The organism is Pelomicrobium sp. G1 (genome assembly GCF_051905455.1).
Classification (GTDB): Bacteria; Pseudomonadota; Gammaproteobacteria; order Burkholderiales; family UBA6910; genus Pelomicrobium.
In genome coordinates this window covers 70,039-87,775 of sequence record NZ_JBQACR010000003.1, presented here as the reverse complement: position 1 = coordinate 87,775, position 17,737 = coordinate 70,039, and the positions used below count along the sequence as shown (strand labels likewise).

Below are 17,737 nucleotides of genomic sequence, written 5' to 3'. Positions count from 1 at the left end.
CTTTGCCACATGGCACCATCGGCTGCTGCTGATCGGGTTCTGCGGCTCGCGGCCCGCCGTGGCGTGCTGACTCGCGCAGAAGTCGCCAAAGCGGGCATTCACACCCATACGCTCAGCCGGCTCGTCCGATCCGGCGTGCTGGAGCGAGTCGGGCGTGGTGTCTACCGGCGAGCCGACGCGCCGATCAGCGAACATCATGGACTGGCCCTAGCGGCCGCTGCGGTACCAGAGGGCGTGGTGTGCCTGCTATCCGCACTCAACTTTCATCGGCTCGGGACGCAGCTCCCCCACGAGGTGTGGATCGCGCTCGACCGCTCCGCGCGCCACCCTTCGATCCGATATCCGAGACTGCGCGTCGTGCGCTTCAGCGGCCAAGCCCTCCGCGAAGGCGTGGAGACCCACCGCATCGAAGGCCAGACGGTGCGCATCTACGGCGTCGCCAAGACCATCGCGGACCTCTTCAAATACCGCAACAAGATCGGCCTCGACGTGGCGCTGGAAGCACTTCGCGAAGGTTGGCGAGCGCGGCGCTTCACCATGGACGAGCTTCATCGCTACGCCCGTATCTGCCGCGTGGAGCGCGTGATGCGGCCGTATCTGGAGGCGCTCGCGGCATGACCGCGCAGACCAAGGGGCTCCCCATGTCGCTCCAAGCGCGGCTCGTGCGCCACGCGCGGGCGACGGGCCTCGATCCCAACCTGGTCCTTACGCGTTACGGCCTGGAGCGTTTCCTCTATCGCCTGTCCCGCTCGCCCCATGCCGATCGGTTCGTGCTCAAGGGTGCGCTGCTCATGCTCGTGTGGCTGGGGGAGACCATCCGGCCCACGCGGGATGCCGACCTGCTCGGCTTCGGCGACATATCCGAGCAGTCGCTGGCCATGATCTTCGCGGAAGTGTGTAGCGTCCGCGTGGAGCCGGATGGAGTGGAATTCCTACCGTCATCGGTGCGCGTGGCACCGATCCGGGAGGACGACTTCTATGGCGGTATGCGCGCCACGCTTCAAGGCAGGCTAGGCACCGCCCGGCTCTATGTGCAGGTGGATGTCGGCATCGGTGACGCCGTCTATCCGGAGGCCGAGTGGCTCGAGTATCCCGGCCTGCTCGATCTGCCGCGGCCCAAGCTGCGGGCCTATCGGCCGGAAACCACCATCGCCGAAAAGCTCCATGCGATAGTCGTCCTCGGCGAGGTCAATAGCCGCCTGCGCGATTTCTTCGACATCCTGGCGCTGGCGCGCCACTATCGCTTCGACGGCGACGTGCTCGCCGCGTCGGTGCGCGCGACGTTCGAGCGCCGCCGCACGCCAGTCCCTGCCTCGCTGCCGGTGGCGTTGACGCGCCAATTCGCTGCGATCCCGGGTAAGCAGGCCCAGTGGGAGGCGTTCTTGCGCAAAAGCGGACTCTCGTCCGTACCCGCACAACTTGGCGAGGTGACAGCCCAAATCGCGTCCTTCGTCGAGCCTGTCATGGGGGCTGCTCGTGACGGCCGCTCCCTTGATCTCGTTTGGCCACCCGGAGGCCCCTGGTCGCGAGAACAACCACCGGAGGCACGATGACCACCACCCCCCGACCCTCGCGCGAGATCGACGGCAAGGGTCGCACCGTGCGCGAACTGCTCGCCGGCCGCAAGTACTCGATCGACTACTACCAGCGCGAGTACAAGTGGCAGCGCAAGCAGCTCGCCGAGCTGATCGACGACCTGGCCGCCAAATTCCTCGAAAGCCACGAGGACGGCAACGAGCGCAGCGCCGTCGCCGACTACGGTCACTACTTCCTCGGCTCGATCATCGTCAGTGACAAGGACGGGCAGAAGTTCATCATCGACGGGCAGCAGCGCCTGACCACGCTGACGCTGCTCCTGATCTTCCTGCATCACCGCCTAGACGACGCCGAGCAGAAAGGACAGATCGCCGACCTGATCTTCTCGCAGAAGTACGGCAAGCGCTCCTTCAACCTCGACATTCCCGAGCGCGCCGCCTGCATGGAGGCGCTCTACAAGGGCGAGGAGTTCACCGACCCCGACCCGCCCGAGTCCATCGCCAACATCCTCGCCCGTTACGCGGAGCTGGAGGACCTCTTCCCGGACGAGCTCGCCGGTCCGGCGCTGCCGTACTTCGTGGACTGGCTGGTCGAGAACGTGCATCTGGTCGAGATCACCGCCTACTCCGACGAGGACGCCTACACGATCTTCGAGACGATGAACGACCGCGGGCTCTCGCTCACGCCCGCGGACATGCTAAAGGGCTATCTCCTCGCCAACATCACCGACACGGAGAAGCGCACGCGGGCGAGCAAGGTCTGGAAGGAGCGCGTGCAGGCGCTCGCGGAGCTGGGCAAGGACGAGGACGCCGACGGCATCAAGTCGTGGCTGCGCAGCCAGTACGCCGAGAGCATCCGCGAACGCAAGCGCGGCGCCGCGCCGCAGGACTTCGACCTCATCGGCACCGAGTTCCACCGCTGGGTGCGCGATCACGAAGAGCGGCTCGGCCTCACGGCGAGCGCCGAGTTCGCGCGCTTCATCGAGCGCGATTTCGCCTTCTATGCCCGCTGGTACGAGCGCCTGCGCCGGGCGGCCGAAACGCTGACGCCCGGGCTCGAGTGCGTGCACTTCAACGCACAGCACAACTTCACGCTCCAGTATCCGGTGCTGCTCGCGCCGCTGCGCGTCGAGGATGACGAGGCCACGGCGCTGCGCAAGGTGCGGGTGGTGGCCACCTACCTCGACATCCTGATCCACCGCCGCATCTGGAACTTCCGCGCCATCGACTACTCGACGATGCAGTACGCGATGTTCCTCGTGATGCGCGACGTGCGTGGCAGGACCGCCACCGAGCTCGCCGCGATGCTCAAGGACCGGCTCGACCCCGAGACCGCGCCCGACTTCGCCGCGAACGGCGCCTTCCGCCTGCACGGGATGAACGGCCGGCAGATCCACCGCCTGCTCGCGCGCATGACCGACTACGTCGAGACCCGCTCCGGCCAGGCGTCGCGCTATGCCGAGTACGCGCAGCGGGGGAAGAAGGGCTACGAGATCGAGCACGTCTGGGCCGACCACCCGGAGCGGCACCAGGACGAGTTCGGCCACCCGAGCGAGTTCCAGGAGTACCGCAACCGCATCGGCGGCCTGCTTCTTCTGCCCAAGAGCTTCAACGCGAGCTACGGTGACCTGCCCTACGCGGAGAAGCGCAAGCACTACGCCGGGCAGAACCTGCTCGCGCGGAGCCTCCACGAGAGCGCCTACGACCACAACCCGGGGTTCAAGCGGTTCATCGCCGAAAGCGGGTTGCCGTTCCGTGCGCACGCCGAGTTCCGGAAGGCCGACCTCGACGCGCGGCAGGCGCTCTACCAGCGGCTCGCGGAGCGGATCTGGAGTCCGGAGCGGCTGGCGCAGGAGGCAGCGTCGTGAGCGAAGCGGTGCGCATGCTGCGCGCGGAGCCGCTTCGGCGGTTCAAGCCGTACCCGGCGTACAAGGACTCCGGCGTCGAGTGGCTGGGGGAGATTCCGGCGCATTGGGAGGTGAAGCGGCTGAAGCGTCTCGTTGAATTTCGCGGAGGTGGTACGCCGACGAAGGACAGTATCGAGTACTGGCGCGGAGACATCCCTTGGGTGTCGCCCAAGGACATGAAGGTGTGGATTGTCGATGACACGGAAGACAAGATCACGCTGCAAGCTGTGCGGGAGAGTGCGACTAAGCTTGTGCCCAAAGGAGCAGTATTGATCGTCGTTCGCTCTGGGATCCTTGCGCACAGTATCCCGGTTGCGATCGCGGGTCGCGAGCTGACGCTAAATCAAGATCTGAAGGCGTTGATACCCAGAGAGATCCTTCTATCAGACTACTTGGCACAGTTCATCTCGGGCATGCAGCGAGAGCTTCTCGTTGCATGGAAGAAGGAAGGCGCGACAGTTGAGAGTCTAGAGCTCGATCTGGTGACTCAGACGCCGACCTTAGTGCCGCCTCCGTCCGAGCAACGCGCCATCGCCGCGTTCCTCGACCGGGAGACGGCGCGGATCGATGCGCTGGTGGCGAAGAAGGAGCGGCTGATCGAGCTGCTCCAGGAGAAGCGCACGGCCCTCATCACCCGCGCCGTCACCAAGGGCCTCGACCCGACCGTCCCCATGAAGGACTCCGGCGTCGAGTGGCTGGGGGAGATTCCGGTGCATTGGACGGCCACTGCCCTCAAGCGCATCGGCGAACTACAGGCTGGAGCAGGCTTCCCCGATGATGAGCAAGGTGTACTCGATGAGGAGGTGCCGTTCTTCAAGGTTGGTGACATGGGCATGCCCGGGAACGAACGGGAGATGCTCGTGCATCAGCACAGCGTCTCTCGGGCGACGGCGCGGAGGCTGGGCGCTTTCGTGTTTCCGCCGCGGACCATCGTCTTCGCGAAGGTCGGAGCCGCCCTGTTGCTGAACCGCAGGAGGCTGCTTGTGCGCCCCTCGTGCATTGACAACAACATGATGGGCTTCATTCCTTACGAATGCGATCCAACCTGGGCGCTGTACTGGCTCAGCGGATTGGACATGGGGGAGCTGGCAAACCCGGGCGCCGTGCCTTCGGTCAACGAGGGCCAGATGCGCGACACTCCGGCTGCAGTGCCCCCCGAACCCGAGCAACGCGCCATCGCCGCGTTCCTCGACCGGGAGACCGCCCGAATCGACGCCCTCATCGCCAAAATCCGTGACGCCATCGACCGCCTCAAGGAACTCCGCACCGCGCTCATCTCCGCCGCGGTAACCGGCAAGATCGACGTGCGGGAGGAGGTTGCATGACGTCGCCGCGTGTGGCGGTCGCACCCGGCATGCTCGCCTGGGCGTGCGAGCGCGCCCGGCTCGGATTCGACGACCTCACGGGCCGCTTTCCACGTCTGACGGCATGGGATGCGGGCGAAGTGCAGCCGACGCTGAAGCAGCTTGAAGACTTCGCGAAGACCGTACACGTGCCGATCGGCTACCTCTTCCTGCGCGAGCCGCCCGACGAGCCCTTGCCAATTCCGGATTTCCGCACGCGCGCGGACCGTCCGGTGCAACGTCCGAGCCCGGATCTGCTCGACACCGTGTACCTCTGCCAGCAGCGGCAGGACTGGTATCGCGATTTCGCGCGCCAAGTGGGCGAAGAGCGGCTTTCTTTCGTCGGTTCGCTTCGCCTGGAAGACGACGTGGTCCAAGCGGCCGCAAGAATTCGCGCTGCGCTGGGCTTCGACCTCGACGCGCGTCGACAGATGCCCACCTGGACCGAGGCGCTGCGCCGCTTCATCGAGCAGGCGGACGCGCTCGGCGTGCTGGTGATGGTGTGCGGCGTGGTCGGCAGCAACAACCGCCGCAAGCTCGACCCGAACGAGTTTCGCGGCTTCGCGCTCGCCGATCCGATTGCGCCGCTCGTGTTCGTGAACGGCGCGGACAGCAAGGCCGCCCAGATGTTCACGCTGGCGCACGAGCTCGCCCATATCTGGCTCGGGCAATCGGCGCTCTCCGACGCGCGCGCGGCGGAGGTACCGGCTCGGGCAGTCGAGCGCTGGTGCAACCAGGTGGCTGCGGAGCTACTCGTCCCGCTTGCTGCATTTCGCGAAGCGCACGACCGCCGCGCCGAGCTGCGCGCCGAACTTGATCGCCTCGCGCGGCGGTTCAAGGTGAGCACGCTCGTCATCCTGCGTCGGATGCACGACGCCGGCACGTTGCGCGGCGAGGCGTACTGGCAGGCATACGAGGCCGAGGTCGAGCGGCTGCGCGCGCTGCCCGGTAGTAGCGGCGGCAATTTCTATCTGACGCTCGGCGCAAGAGCGAGCAAGCGCTTCGCCCGCGCACTCGTCGTCAGCACGCTCGAAGGGCGCTCCTCGTTCACGGAAGCCTTCCGGCTGCTCGGCTTCCGCAAAATGTCCACGTTCCGAGAGCTCGGCCACAGCCTGGGAGTCGGGTTCTGATGGCCTACCTCCTCGATGCCGACGTGTTCATCCGGGCGAAGAACCTGCACTACGGATTCGATTTCTGTCCAGCATTTTGGGAATGGCTCGTCGAGCAAAACGCGACCGGCAAAGTCTTCAGCATCGAGAAGGTCGGCCACGAGTTGCTCGCCATGGCAGACAAGCTGTCCGACTGGGCGCGAGAGCGCGGGCCGGGATTCTTCCTTCGCCCCGATGCCAGCGTGCAGAACTCGCTCGCGACAGTGAGCACCTGGGCCTCGTCGCAACACTACGAGCCCTCGGCAATCAGCACCTTCTTGCAGGTCGCCGATTACTACCTCGTGTCTCAGGCACATACTGGCGGGCACGTCGTCGTGACGCATGAAGTGCCCGCCGCGTCGCCCCGCAAGATCAAGATCCCGGATGCTTGCCTCGGGCTGGGCATCAAGTGCATGACGCCCTACGAAATGCTCCGCGTAGAACGGGCGCGGTTCGTCCTGGGAAGGGGAGGCGCCGCGTGAACCCGAAGATCTCCGAACGCGCCTTCGAGGATGCGATCGAGTGCGCGCTGCTCCAGTACGGCCCCGACGCCTGCCCGGGCGACGCGACGGCGGTCCGCGAGCCCTCGCCGCCGTACGGCGAGAACCCGCCCGGAGGCTACCGCAGGCGCAAGCCCGAGGACTACGACCGCGCGCTCTGCCTCCTGCCGCGCGATGTCGTGGACTTCGTGCTCGCCACGCAACCGAAGGAATGGAAGAAGCTCGAGCAGCACCACGGATCAGCGGTGCGGGAGCAGTTCCTCCGGCGCCTCGCCGCCGAGATCGAGCGGCGCGGGGCGCTCGACGTGCTGCGCAACGGCATCAAGGATTCGGGCTGCAAGTTCCAGCTCGCGTACTTCCGCCCGGCGAGCGGACTCAACGAGGAGACGCGGCGGCTGTACCAGGCGAACCTGTTCTCCATTGTGCGCCAGGTGCGCTACAGCACGAAGAACGAGAACAGCCTCGACCTGGTGCTGTTCCTGAACGGCATCCCGATCTTCACCGCAGAGCTCAAGAACCCGCTCAGCGGGCAGGACGTCGAGGACGCGATCCGGCAGTACAAGACCGATCGCGACCCGCGCGAGCCCCTCCTCAAGTACGGCCGCTGCCTCGCGCACTTCGCGGTGGACCCGGACCTCGTCTACGTGACGACGCACCTCGCGGGCGAGCGGACGCGCTTCCTGCCGTTCAACAAGGGCAAGTTCGGCGGCGCCGGCAATCCGCCCGTGCCGCCGACGCAGAAGGGCTACGCCACCGCCTACCTCTGGGAAGAGGCCTGGGCGCGCGACAGCGTGCTCGACCTCGTGCGCCAGTTCATCCACGAGGTCGAAGAGGAGGACGAGAAGGGGAAGAAGACCGGCAAGCGCTTCCTCATCTTCCCGCGCTACCAGCAGCTCGACTGCGTGCGCCGGCTCATCGCCGACGCGCGCGCACGCGGCCCGGGCCAGCGGTATCTCATCCAGCACTCGGCCGGCAGCGGCAAGAGCTTCACCATCGCCTGGCTCGCGCACCAGCTTTCCACGCTGCACGACGCGAGCGACCGGCGCGTCTTCGACTCGATCATCGTCGTCACGGACCGGCGCGTGCTCGACCGCCAGCTCCAGACCACGATGCGCCAGTTCGAGCAGACGCTCGGCGTGGTCGAGAACATCGACACCACCTCGCGCCAGCTCAAGGAGGCGCTCGAGTCGGGCAAGACCATCATCGTCACGACGCTGCAGAAGTTCCCCGTCATCGCCGACCAGATCGGCGAGCTGCCCGGCCGACGCTTCGCCGTAATCGTGGACGAGGCGCACTCGTCGCAGTCCGGCGAGATCTCGAAGTCGCTCAAAGCGTCTTTGGCGGCGAAGAGCCTGGAGGACGCCGAGCGGGAGGATGCGGAAGGTGAAGAAGGCGGGGACGAGGTGGACAACCTCGCGCTCGCCGAGGCGGTGAAGCGCGGTCACGTTCCGAACCTCTCGCTCTTCGCCTTCACGGCGACGCCGAAACCCAAGACGCTCGAGCTGTTCGGCACGAAGCGCGCGGACGGGAAGTTTGCGCCCTTCCACCTCTACAGCATGCGCCAGGCCATCGAGGAGGGCTTCATCCTCGACGTGCTGCAGAACTACACGACCTACTCGGCCTACTGGCGGCTGCTCAAGAAGATCGAGGACGACCCGCGCTACGACAAGCGGAAGGCGGAGTACCTGCTCAAGTCGTTCGTCGAGCTGCACCCGCACGCGATCGGCGAGAAGGTGAAGATCATGGTCGAGCACTTCGCGTCGCAGGTGCAGGGCGAGATCGGCGGCAAGGCGAAGGCGATGATCGTCACCCGTTCGCGCCTGCACGCGGTGCGCTACAAGCTCGCGGTGGACAAGTACCTCGCCGAGCGTGGCTATCCGTTCAAGGCACTGGTGGCCTTCTCGGGAACGGTCAAGGACGGCGGGAAGGACTACACCGAGGCCAACATGAACGGCTTCCCCGAAGCGCAGACCGCGAAGACGTTCGAGCGCCCGGAGTACCGGTTCCTGATCGTCGCCAACAAGTTCCAGACCGGCTTCGACCAGCCGCTGCTGCACACGATGTACGTGGACAAGAAGCTGGGCGGCGTGAACGCCGTGCAGACGCTCTCGCGGCTCAACCGCACGCACCCCGAGAAGAAAAGCACGATGGTGCTCGACTTCGCCAACGAAGCGCACGAGATCCAGGCGGCGTTCGAGCCCTACTACGAGACGACGCTGCTCTCGGAGGCGACCGACCCGAACCTCCTCTACGAGATGGAGCACCGGCTCGCCGCGTTCCCCGTGTACACCGGCGCGGACATCGAGGCGTTCGCGAAGGTCTACTTCGATCCCAAGGCGACGCAGGACCGGCTCTACGCCGTGCTGAACCCGCTGGTCGATCGCTTCCAGGCGCTCTCGAAGGAGGAGCAGACGGACTTCCGCGGCCAGCTCACCGACTATGTGCGGCTCTACGCATTCCTCGCCCAGGTGATGCCCTTCGCCGACGCGAGCCTAGAGAAGCTCTACGTCTTCGCGCGCCACCTGCGGCGGCTCCTGCCCGCGGACCGGGAGGCGCTCCCGCGCGAGGTGCAGCAGAACATCGACATGGAGTCGTACCGGATCCAGCAGACGGGCAGCGGCAGGATCGCGCTCGATCGCAAGCCCGGCGTGCTGGACCCGGTGATCACGAAGAGCGCGCACGGCGCGTCCCCGGAAGAGCTTGAAGCGCTCTCGCGCATCATCGCCGAGCTGAACGAGCGCTTCGGTCTCAACCTCGGCCCCGAGCACCGCGTGACGCTCGGCCAGATGATGGAAAAGCTGGACGAGGACGCCGCGCTGGATGCCGCCGCGCGCGTCAACACGCGCGAGAACGTGCGGCTCACCTTTGACCAGAAGGTTGAGCAGGTAATCCAGGAGATCGTCGACTCGAACTTCGAACTCTACAAGCGCATCACCGACGACCGCGCCTTCGGCGAGGCGGTCAAGAACTTCCTCTTCGACCAGTACTTGCGCGCCCACCGCAACGCCGAGGAGCTGATCAAGCGCGGCGAGTCCAAGACACTGGAGTTCAAGTCCACGCTGCGCTGGAGCCTCAAGGAAGACCGACAGGACGACAAGGGCGTGACGCACGCCGTGCTCAAGACGATCGCCGCGTTCCTGAACACCGATGGCGGCGATCTGCTGATCGGCGTGGCCGACGACGGCAGCATTGTCGGTATCGAGGCCGACCGTCTGGAGTCCGACGACAAGTTCATGCTCCACCTCGCGCAAGTGGTTCGCAACGGGCTGGGCGATCGGGCGGGCACCTGCATCGATCCGAAGTGCCAGGTCGTGCAGGGCAAAACAGTTTGCGTCGTGACCTGCCAGCGCAGCCCAGAGCCGGTGTTTCTCAAGTGGAAGGGACTCGAGGCAGCGAGCGAGGGCGACTTCTTCGTGCGCAGCGGCCCGGGGACCGTAAAGCTCCCTCCCGACAGCGCTCGGGAGTACATTCGCACGCGCTTCGCCACGAGAGCGGCGGAGAGTGGGACCGATTCGGGAGGGGCTGTCTGACAACCACATCCGGATGCTGGCGTTCATCGGCTTCACCGGCACGCCGATCGAACTGCAGGACGCCAACTCGCACGCCGTGTTCGGCGACTACATCAGCGTCTACGACATCCAGCGCGCGGTGCGGGACGGCGCGACGGTGCCGATCTACTACGAAAGCCGACTCGCGAAGCTCGCGCTCGACGAAGCCGAGCGGCCGAAGATCGACCCGGACTTCGAAGAGGCGACCGAGGGCGAGGAGGTCGAGCGCAAGGAGAAGCTCAAGACCAAGTGGGCGCAGCTCGAGGCGGTGGTCGGCGCCGAGAAGCGGCTCGAACTGGTGGCGCGCGACATCGTCGAGCACTTCGAGAAGCGGCTGGAGGCGATGGACGGCAAGGCGATGATCGTCTGCATGAGCCGCCGCATCTGCGTGGGGCTCTACCGGGAGCTGGTGAAACTCCGGCCCGCGTGGCACGACGAGGACGACGCCCGCGGCGCGATCAAGGTGGTGATGACCGGCTCCGCCTCCGATCCTCCCGACTGGCAGGGCCACATCCGCAACAAGCCCCGGCGCGAGGCGCTGGCCAACCGGTTCCGTGACCCGAACGACCCCTTCAAGCTCGCCATCGTCCGCGACATGTGGCTCACCGGCTTCGACGCGCCCTCTCTCCACACCATGTACCTCGACAAGCCCATGCGCGGCCACGGCCTGATGCAGGCGATTGCGCGCGTCAACCGCGTGTTCCGCGACAAACCCGGTGGGCACGTGGTGGACTACCTGGGCCTGACACACGAACTCAAGGCGGCGCTCGCCACCTACACCGAGAGCGGCGGCACGGGGCGCACGGCACTCGACCAGGACGAGGCCGTGGCCCTGATGCTGGAGAAGTACGAGGTCTGCTGCGGGCTGTTCCACCTGCCTGCGCCGCCGCCCAGCCCATTCTACGTTTACGCTATAGAGTGCGAAGGCGGCAGTCTTTACATCGGTCAAACCGATGACCTACTCCGTCGTTGGCGAGAGCATCAGGTCGGAACGGCCTCAGGATGGACCAAACGACATCGGCCTCTGAGAATCGCGCATTACGAGTTGGCATCCTCGCGAGATGAGGCCGTGCGCATGGAAGCCGAGTGGAAAACCGGGTTCGGCCGAAAACGCATCAAACGACTAATTCGCTCGGGCGGGGCGCGGCAGGCAGGCGGCTTCGACTGGGCGCCGTGGAAAGCCGGCACGCCAGCGACGCGGCTATCGCTGCTTCCGGCTGCCCAGGAGCACATCCTCGCGCAGGAGAACGGCAAGGAGCGATTTCTTCAGGCGGTGCGCGACCTTTCTAAAGCCTTTGCCTTGGCGGTGCCGCACGAGGAAGCCCTGCGCATCCGGGACGACGTGGCGTTCTTCCAGGCCGTGCAGGCCGTGTTGGCCAAGCGCGCACCCGGCGATGCGCGGCCCGAGGAGGAGCTCGATCATGCCGTGCGCCAGATCATCTCCCGCGCGGTGGCCCCCGAAGGCGTCGTGGACATCTTCGCGGCGGCCGGGCTCAAGAAGCCCGACATCTCCATCCTGTCGGACGAGTTCCTGGCCGAGGTGCGCGGTATGCCGCAGCGAAACCTCGCAGTCGAGTTGCTGCAGAAGCTGCTCAGGGGCGAGCTCGCGACCCGCCGGCGCAAGAACGTCGTGCAGGCCCGTTCCTTCGCCGAGATGCTGGAGCAGACGATCCGCAAGTACCAGAACCGCGCCATCGAGGCGGCGCAGGTGATCGAGGAGCTGATCGGCCTCGCAAAGGAGATGCGCGAAGCGAACGCGCGCGGCGAGAAGCTCGGCCTGACCGAGGACGAACTGGCCTTCTACGACGCGCTGGAGACCAACGACAGCGCGGTCAAAGTCCTGGGCGACGAGACGCTCCGTACCATCGCGCGCGAGTTGGTCGAGACGGTGCGACAGAACGTGACGATTGATTGGACGCTGCGCGAGAATGTCCGCGCACAGCTGCGCGTGCTGGTCAAACGCATCCTGCGCAAGCACGGCTACCCGCCGGACAAGCAGGAGAAGGCCACGCAGACGGTGCTCGAGCAGGCCGAGGCGTTCTCGGCGCTTTGGCTCGAGGCGGCCTGAAGGAGCGCGTGGCGCAGGCGCATTTGCCCGAAGGGAGGTCAACCCCGACGCCTGTTGGATATCAACCTTTCGTCCATGAGGCCGGCCATGGGTCCGCGCTAAACCGACTTTCTTTCCCCGCGTGCCCCGCTCGGTCTGAATTCTCCTTCCAAAAGGATAAAAAATGCTAATTTCTCCTTCCTATAAGGAGAATATATCGTGAGCTTGTCCCTCGGAATCGCCCGGGCTGCACTGGCCGACGCGTTGGCAGCCTCCATAGAGGGTCCGCTGCCCGAAAGTACTCCGCGCCGCGTTCACGGCGCGGTGCGCATGCCTGAAAAGGTGACCGCCGTCCTAGGGGTGCGGCGGGCGGGTAAGACGACCTTTGTGCATCAGCTCCGGCGCGAGCGACTGGCGGCGGGCACCGCGCGCGCACTGCTGCCCTACGTGAACTTCGAGGATGAACGGCTGGCGGGCCTCGAAGGGAACCAACTCGGCTTGCTCTTGGAGGAGTACGGGCGCCGCGTGCCCGACACTGCCCGGCTCCGCACGGTGCTCTGGTGCTTCGACGAGATCCAGGTCGTCCCTGGCTGGGAGCGCTTCGTGAGGCGGCTATTGGATAGCAAGAGCGCCGAGGCGATCGTGGCCGGCTCCTCGGCCACGCTCCTCTCGCGGGAGATCGGGACGGCGCTCCGGGGCCGCGCCTGGTCGGTGATCCTTTTTCCATTCAGCTTTCCCGAGGCGCTCGCGCACCAGGGAGAGCCAGTTCCTGCCGACCCCGCGCTCGTCACCAGCGCAGAACGCAATCGCCTGGAGCACGCCTTTCTGCAATGGCTCGAGACCGGCGGTTTTCCGGAGGCGCAAGGGCTCGATGCCGTCACGCGCCGGCAACTCCTACGCGATTACGTGGACGTGGCCATTCTGCGCGATGTGGTCGAGCGTCACGGTGTCACCAACATCGCGGGGCTTCGCTGGCTCGTACGGCATCTGCTGGCCAATGCCGCAGGCGCTTTCAGCGTTGAGAAATTCCACCGTACCCTCAAGAGCCAAGGAATCGCCGTTTCGCGCGACACCCTCCACCACTTGCTCGCTTATCTGGAGGACTGCTTTCTGGTGCGCACGGTGTGGATGGAAGCGGACTCGGAGCGCCAGCGCATGGTCAACCTGCGCAAGATCTATCCGGTAGACGCTGGGCTCATCCCCCTGTTCGATCGCAGCGGGCGAGCCAATCTGGGTCACGCACTGGAGACAGCGGTGCTCATTGAACTGGAGCGGCGCCGGTGCGAAGTCACATACGTGCGCACGCCAGAAGGGTATGAGGTGGATTTCCTAGCCCGCGCACCCGATGGCATCGAGCACTTGATCCAGGTGTGCGCGGACGAGAGCGACCCTGAGACGGCGGAGCGGGAAATCCGTGCCCTTCGGGAAGCGGGACGGCGGCGAAGAAAAGCGCGGCGATGGCTACTCACGCCCACGCGAGACCGCCTGCCACCAGCGCCACCGCCGGATATCGCTTGCCAGACGGCCTATCAGTGGATGCTCGCCGGGGAAGCGGCTGCGGTATGAAAGACGCTGCAAGTGAATCAATGATGCCCATGACCCATCGGGAACGGATCAAGCAAAGCGCTGGCGAGTTTGCCGCCCCGAGGCCCCGCAATCAGCCGGCACGGTGACCACGGATCGCCACTTCGCCGGGCTTTGGGTTCACAACGCCTTCGCCGCCCCATTTGACTCAGTTCGTTGAGTCAATCGACTCACCCTCTGAGCGAGCCGCAGGTCCTTCTCCCGCGCCCCTGGGTGAGCGGGGTGCAGCAAGCGGACACATCGTTGTGCGTGCGGCAACTCATCATTCCTGAGTTACTAACCCTCGCATTTTCAGTGGCCTGTATAGAGCCACTTTTGAGTCCCCTGGTCCTCAAGCCCACGGAGAACCCATTGGAGCGCTCATTTTTCATTTATTCGTGTACACTATTATCGTGCACACTTATATACATAGAATCGCCATGAAGAACATCACCCTGAGTGCTGATGAAAAGCTTATCGAAGCCGCCCGAGCACGGGCGCAGGCCGAGAATACGACCCTGAACGAAAAGTTCCGCCGCTGGCTCGAGGACTACGTGCGCCGCGAGCAGCAGGCGGCCGAGGCGCTGGCCGTGATGCGCGAGCTTTCCGGCAAGCTGCGCGTGGGACGCAAACTCAGCCGGGATGAAATGAATGAGCGTTGAGTCGTTTCTCGACACGAATGTGTTCGTGTATCAACTCGAGCGCTCGGATGCCCGCAAGGCTGACATCGCCGAGCGGCTGATTGCCGAGGGCATCGCGCAGGGTTCGGCGTGCATCAGCTATCAAGTCGTCCAGGAATTGCTCAACATCGTCCTGCGCAAAGCGAGGGTGAAGCTGGCTCCCGACGACGCGCGCCGCTACCTACAGGCAGTGCTGGCACCCTTGTACCAGGTGCAGCCGAGCCTCAGGCTCTATCACGCCGCGCTCGACCTTCATGCACGCTACCGCTTCGGTTTTTACGATAGCCTCATCGTTGCCGCCGCTTTGGAGGCTGGCTGCAAGCGGCTTTACAGCGAGGATTTGCAGGACGGCCAGAACATCGACGGGCTGACCATCGTCAACCCTTTTGCAAGGCGATCACCCGGATTGCGGGAGGCCAAATCCCGCAGGAAGCCCTGATCGCTGTAGCGATCATTCCAGACCTGTCTCCATTGCGGTCCCGGTTCAGCGCTGCCTCAGCGCGCCACGCGGACGGGCTTTCGCTGGGGGCGGGCGGCCGGTGTCCTTGATTTGTGTCTCGCTCGCGGCTCGTGCACTTCCCCGCGCGGGGTCAAGCGCAGATGGGCGCGCAGCCACGCGGCGAAGTCCTTTTCGCTGAGCCTGCCATCGGCCAAGGCGAGGTAAACGGGGAAGAGCTCCAGGTCGTCGGCTTCGAGCGTGGCGCCATTGAGCTCCAGGAAGGTTTCGCAAGCGACAGCAGCCGTGCGCTTGTTGCCGTCCACGAAGGGATGGTTGCGCGCAAGTCCATAGGCGAGGCTCGCGGCGAGGTCCGCCAGATCGGGGGCCGGGTTGCCGTAGGCGTAGAGCTGCCGGGGCCGGGCGAGGGCGGACTCCAGAAGCGTCTCGTCCCGCACGCCGCCGCTGCCCCCGTGCTCGGCGAGCTGACGGTCGTGGATGGCAAGCACCAGCGCTTTTTCGAGCCACACGATCACGCTCAGCTCTCCGCCAGCTTTTTCAGCAGGGCGCGGCGCTTGCGCATGATCCGCTCGGCCACCTCCATCTGCTCGGCGAGCTTGGGGTCGAAGGGGGTGAGCTTGATGCCGTCCGGCAGCTCGATGGCGTAGAGCGCGTCGCCCTTCTCCAGGCGCAGCCGGGCAAGGAGCTCCTTGGGGAGGATCACGCCGGCGGAATTGCCGACGGTGGTGATCTTGAGTTTCATGACGGGTCCCCTGACGGAATTATAACATACGTTATACAGAAGAGCTGGCCGCGTCAAGCGCGCCGCAGGGTTGAAGCGCCGGGTTCCTTTGCGCTCATAACTTGTCTCACAACCCAGTCGGGTGCGTAGCGCGCAGCAACGCGCGCCATGCTTCGAGAGGCGTCCCACAGGAAGGCCGAGAGGGCAGCCTCACGGCCGCTGAAAGAGGCTCGAAACGGTGCACCAGAGAGAGACTCGCACCGAACCCCGAGGGCTTTCAGAGCAGCTCAGCGAAGGCGAGCACCTCGTCCAGGTAATCGGCGAAGTCGGAAAAGCCGTGGTCGCTCCCCTCCACCACGATCTGACGGGCGCGAGCGTACTTTTCCATCGCCCGGCGGTAGTCGAGCACTTCATCGCCGGTGGCGACAAGGAGCAGATAGCGCTCGGGGCGGGTGATGGCCAGCACGTCCAGGGCGGAGAGTTCCTCGAGATGGGCGCGGGTGAACTCGTAGCGCTCCCCGGTGTGGAAGTTCTGCTGCGTCCCCAGACACTGGGCCAGGTCCCGGGGCGCGTCCACCGCCGGGTTCACCAACACCGCCTTGAGCCCGTGGCGCTCGGCGAGCCAGGTGGCGTAGTAACCCCCGAGGGAGCTGCCCACTAGGGTGACCGGAGCATCCAGCTCCCCGATCTCCCGCTCCAGCACCTGGATCGCCGCCGCGGGCCGGTGGGGTAGCGCGGGAGCGCGAAAGCTTGCCTCCTTTCCCAACTGGGCTAGCCGCTCCCGGAGCAGCCGCGCCTTGGACGAGGCCGGGGAGCTGTTGAAGCCGTGGATATAGCAGATTGCCGGCATTCGGGATCCGTTTTCGTGTTATAAACTAAGCAACCGCTTGCACTCATCCGGTGCGAGCGGTCAAAAATGGTGCAGCGCGGTGCGATGGCACGCCGGGCAACCCAGCGGCGTCGGCGCGTTATCCCTCTGCGCTGCACGAATAATACCTCGAGCGACCGCCTGGATTTTCGTTTGCCGATCCCGTGGCACGAAACCTGCGAACCTTACCCCCGGGATCGGGTGTTCCACGGTCCGCTTCTTCCACCACCCTGCCCGTTCCGGGCATCTGACCACGGAGGATAACGCATCATGAATCGACGCGGATTTCTCAAGAAGACGGCCGTCGCCAGTGCCGCCGCGGGCACCCTGGGCTTTCCCATGATCGCAAAAGCCCAGGCCGCCAAGACCTTCAACTGGAAGATGACCACCACCTGGCCGGCGGGCTCGCCCTTCTACCAGTCCGGCCCGGGCAGCGCCGAGGCCTTCGCCAAGAAAGTGGAGGCCATGTCCAACGGGCGGCTGAAGATCAAGGTGTTCGCCGCCGGGGAGTTGCTCCCCGCGTTCGAAGGCTTCGACGCCTGCGCCGCCGGCACGGTGGAGATGAACCACGGCGTCGCCTACTACTGGGCCGGGAAGACCTTCGCTTCCCAGTACTTCGGCACCGTGCCCTTCGGCATGAGCTACCTGGGCCAGCACGCCTGGCTGTGGGAGGGCGGCGGCAATCAGCTCTGGGAAGAAGTCTACAAGCCCTTCGGGCTGGTGCCGCTGCCGGCGGGCTGCACCGGCGTGCAGATGACCGGCTGGTTCAAGAAGCCGGTCAACTCGGTCGCCGACTTCAAGGGCTTGAAGATGCGCATCCCGGGGCTCGCCGGCAAGGTTTACGCGGCGCTGGGCGTGGACGTGAAGCTGCTGCCGGGCGGCGAGATCTTCCCGGCCCTCGAGCGGGGCGTGATCGACGCCGCCGAGTGGGTGGGGCCGTTCCTGGACATGAAGCTGGGACTGCAGAACGCGGCCAAGTACTACTACACCACGGGCTGGCACGAGCCCTCCACCACCACCGAGATCGTTATCAACAAGAAGGCCTGGGACTCGCTCCCGGCCGACCTCAAGGAGATCGTGGTCTACGCCGCCAAGGCGATGGACCTGGAGGGGCTGCTGTGGCTCGAGACCAAGAACGCCGAGGCGCTGGACGAGCTGGTGCAGAAGCACGGCGTAAAGGTCTCCACCCTGCCGCCCGACGTGGTCAAGAAACTGAAAGAGGCGACCGCGGACACCCTCTCCAGCGCCGCCGCCAAGGACCCTCTGGTGAAGAAGGTCCACGACCACTACTTCGCCTTCAAGAAGAAGCACGACTTCTGGGCCAAGGTGAGCGAGACCCACTTCGCCACCCAGGTGCGCGATATCTAGAGAAGCGCCCGCTGCGCCGGGCCCGTCCAGGGCCCGGCGCGTTTTCCAGGTC

General features: G+C 65.5%; 14 protein-coding genes and 3 pseudogenes. 14 read left to right on the top strand and 3 right to left on the bottom strand.

Annotated features, from left to right (window positions below; translation table 11 throughout):
* The first annotated feature begins 9 nt into the window (after positions 1-9).
* From ACTFO6_RS04105 to ACTFO6_RS04045, 13 genes and pseudogenes are all read left to right on the top strand, one after another.
* Entirely contained in the window at positions 10-618 is a 609-nt protein-coding gene (locus ACTFO6_RS04105) for a type IV toxin-antitoxin system AbiEi family antitoxin domain-containing protein (RefSeq protein ID WP_439933175.1), read from the top strand.
* On the top strand, positions 615-1,553 hold the full coding sequence (locus tag ACTFO6_RS04100; protein WP_439933174.1) for a nucleotidyl transferase AbiEii/AbiGii toxin family protein: 939 nt from the start codon (positions 615-617) through the stop codon (positions 1,551-1,553). Before ACTFO6_RS04105 ends, ACTFO6_RS04100 begins: the two co-directional genes overlap by 4 nt.
* Positions 1,550-3,403: a DUF262 domain-containing protein gene (locus ACTFO6_RS04095; RefSeq protein ID WP_439933173.1), complete on the top strand. Its 1,854-nt coding sequence runs from the start codon at positions 1,550-1,552 to the stop codon at positions 3,401-3,403. The genes ACTFO6_RS04100 and ACTFO6_RS04095 overlap by 4 nt, the downstream gene beginning before the upstream one ends.
* On the top strand, positions 3,400-4,767 hold the full coding sequence (locus tag ACTFO6_RS04090) for a restriction endonuclease subunit S (RefSeq protein WP_439933172.1): 1,368 nt from the start codon (positions 3,400-3,402) through the stop codon (positions 4,765-4,767). The genes ACTFO6_RS04095 and ACTFO6_RS04090 overlap by 4 nt, the downstream gene beginning before the upstream one ends.
* A complete protein-coding gene (locus tag ACTFO6_RS04085; RefSeq protein ID WP_439933171.1) occupies positions 4,764-5,915 on the top strand; it encodes an ImmA/IrrE family metallo-endopeptidase in 1,152 nt (383 codons plus the stop codon). Before ACTFO6_RS04090 ends, ACTFO6_RS04085 begins: the two co-directional genes overlap by 4 nt.
* On the top strand, positions 5,915-6,415 hold the full coding sequence (locus ACTFO6_RS04080; RefSeq protein WP_439933170.1) for a DUF4411 family protein: 501 nt from the start codon (positions 5,915-5,917) through the stop codon (positions 6,413-6,415). Before ACTFO6_RS04085 ends, ACTFO6_RS04080 begins: the two co-directional genes overlap by 1 nt.
* Positions 6,412-9,963 carry an RNA-binding domain-containing protein gene (locus tag ACTFO6_RS04075; protein WP_439933169.1) on the top strand — a complete coding sequence of 1,184 codons (3,552 nt, stop codon included), beginning with the start codon at positions 6,412-6,414 and terminating at the stop codon, positions 9,961-9,963. Before ACTFO6_RS04080 ends, ACTFO6_RS04075 begins: the two co-directional genes overlap by 4 nt.
* A gap of 19 nt (positions 9,964-9,982) precedes the next feature.
* Positions 9,983-10,855 (top strand): annotated as a pseudogene (locus ACTFO6_RS04070) (type I restriction enzyme subunit R domain-containing protein); the annotation flags it as partial.
* A pseudogene (locus tag ACTFO6_RS04065) lies at positions 10,847-11,077 on the top strand (GIY-YIG nuclease family protein); the annotation flags it as partial. The pseudogenes ACTFO6_RS04070 and ACTFO6_RS04065, both read left to right, overlap by 9 nt.
* Before the next feature lie 60 nt (positions 11,078-11,137).
* A pseudogene (locus tag ACTFO6_RS04060) lies at positions 11,138-12,049 on the top strand (DUF3387 domain-containing protein); the annotation flags it as partial.
* A gap of 198 nt (positions 12,050-12,247) precedes the next feature.
* On the top strand, positions 12,248-13,594 hold the full coding sequence (locus ACTFO6_RS04055) for an ATP-binding protein (protein ID WP_439933168.1): 1,347 nt from the start codon (positions 12,248-12,250) through the stop codon (positions 13,592-13,594).
* A gap of 437 nt (positions 13,595-14,031) precedes the next feature.
* A complete protein-coding gene (locus ACTFO6_RS04050; protein WP_147798981.1) occupies positions 14,032-14,253 on the top strand; it encodes a hypothetical protein in 222 nt (73 codons plus the stop codon).
* The gene (locus tag ACTFO6_RS04045; RefSeq protein ID WP_147798982.1) at positions 14,243-14,710 is read left to right on the top strand and encodes a PIN domain-containing protein; all 468 of its coding nucleotides are present in this window, start codon (positions 14,243-14,245) and stop codon (positions 14,708-14,710) included. The genes ACTFO6_RS04050 and ACTFO6_RS04045 overlap by 11 nt, the downstream gene beginning before the upstream one ends.
* Positions 14,711-14,766: 56 nt before the next feature.
* Here ACTFO6_RS04045 and ACTFO6_RS04040 read toward each other — a convergent pair whose 3' ends face one another.
* The 3 genes from ACTFO6_RS04040 to ACTFO6_RS04030 form a co-directional block, all read right to left on the bottom strand.
* Positions 14,767-15,243: a type II toxin-antitoxin system death-on-curing family toxin gene (locus tag ACTFO6_RS04040; RefSeq protein WP_439933167.1), complete on the bottom strand. Its 477-nt coding sequence runs from the start codon at positions 15,241-15,243 to the stop codon at positions 14,767-14,769.
* Positions 15,244-15,245: 2 nt separating this feature from the next.
* The gene (locus ACTFO6_RS04035) at positions 15,246-15,470 is read right to left on the bottom strand and encodes an AbrB/MazE/SpoVT family DNA-binding domain-containing protein (protein ID WP_147798984.1); all 225 of its coding nucleotides are present in this window, start codon (positions 15,468-15,470) and stop codon (positions 15,246-15,248) included.
* A gap of 256 nt (positions 15,471-15,726) precedes the next feature.
* Complete coding sequence (locus ACTFO6_RS04030; protein WP_439933166.1) at positions 15,727-16,299, bottom strand: YqiA/YcfP family alpha/beta fold hydrolase; 573 nt, start codon at positions 16,297-16,299, stop codon at positions 15,727-15,729.
* Between the two features lie 288 nt (positions 16,300-16,587).
* Here ACTFO6_RS04030 and ACTFO6_RS04025 point away from each other — a divergent pair, with 288 nt between their 5' ends.
* The gene (locus ACTFO6_RS04025) at positions 16,588-17,685 is read left to right on the top strand and encodes a TRAP transporter substrate-binding protein (protein WP_439933165.1); all 1,098 of its coding nucleotides are present in this window, start codon (positions 16,588-16,590) and stop codon (positions 17,683-17,685) included.
* The last annotated feature ends 52 nt before the right edge of the window (positions 17,686-17,737 follow it).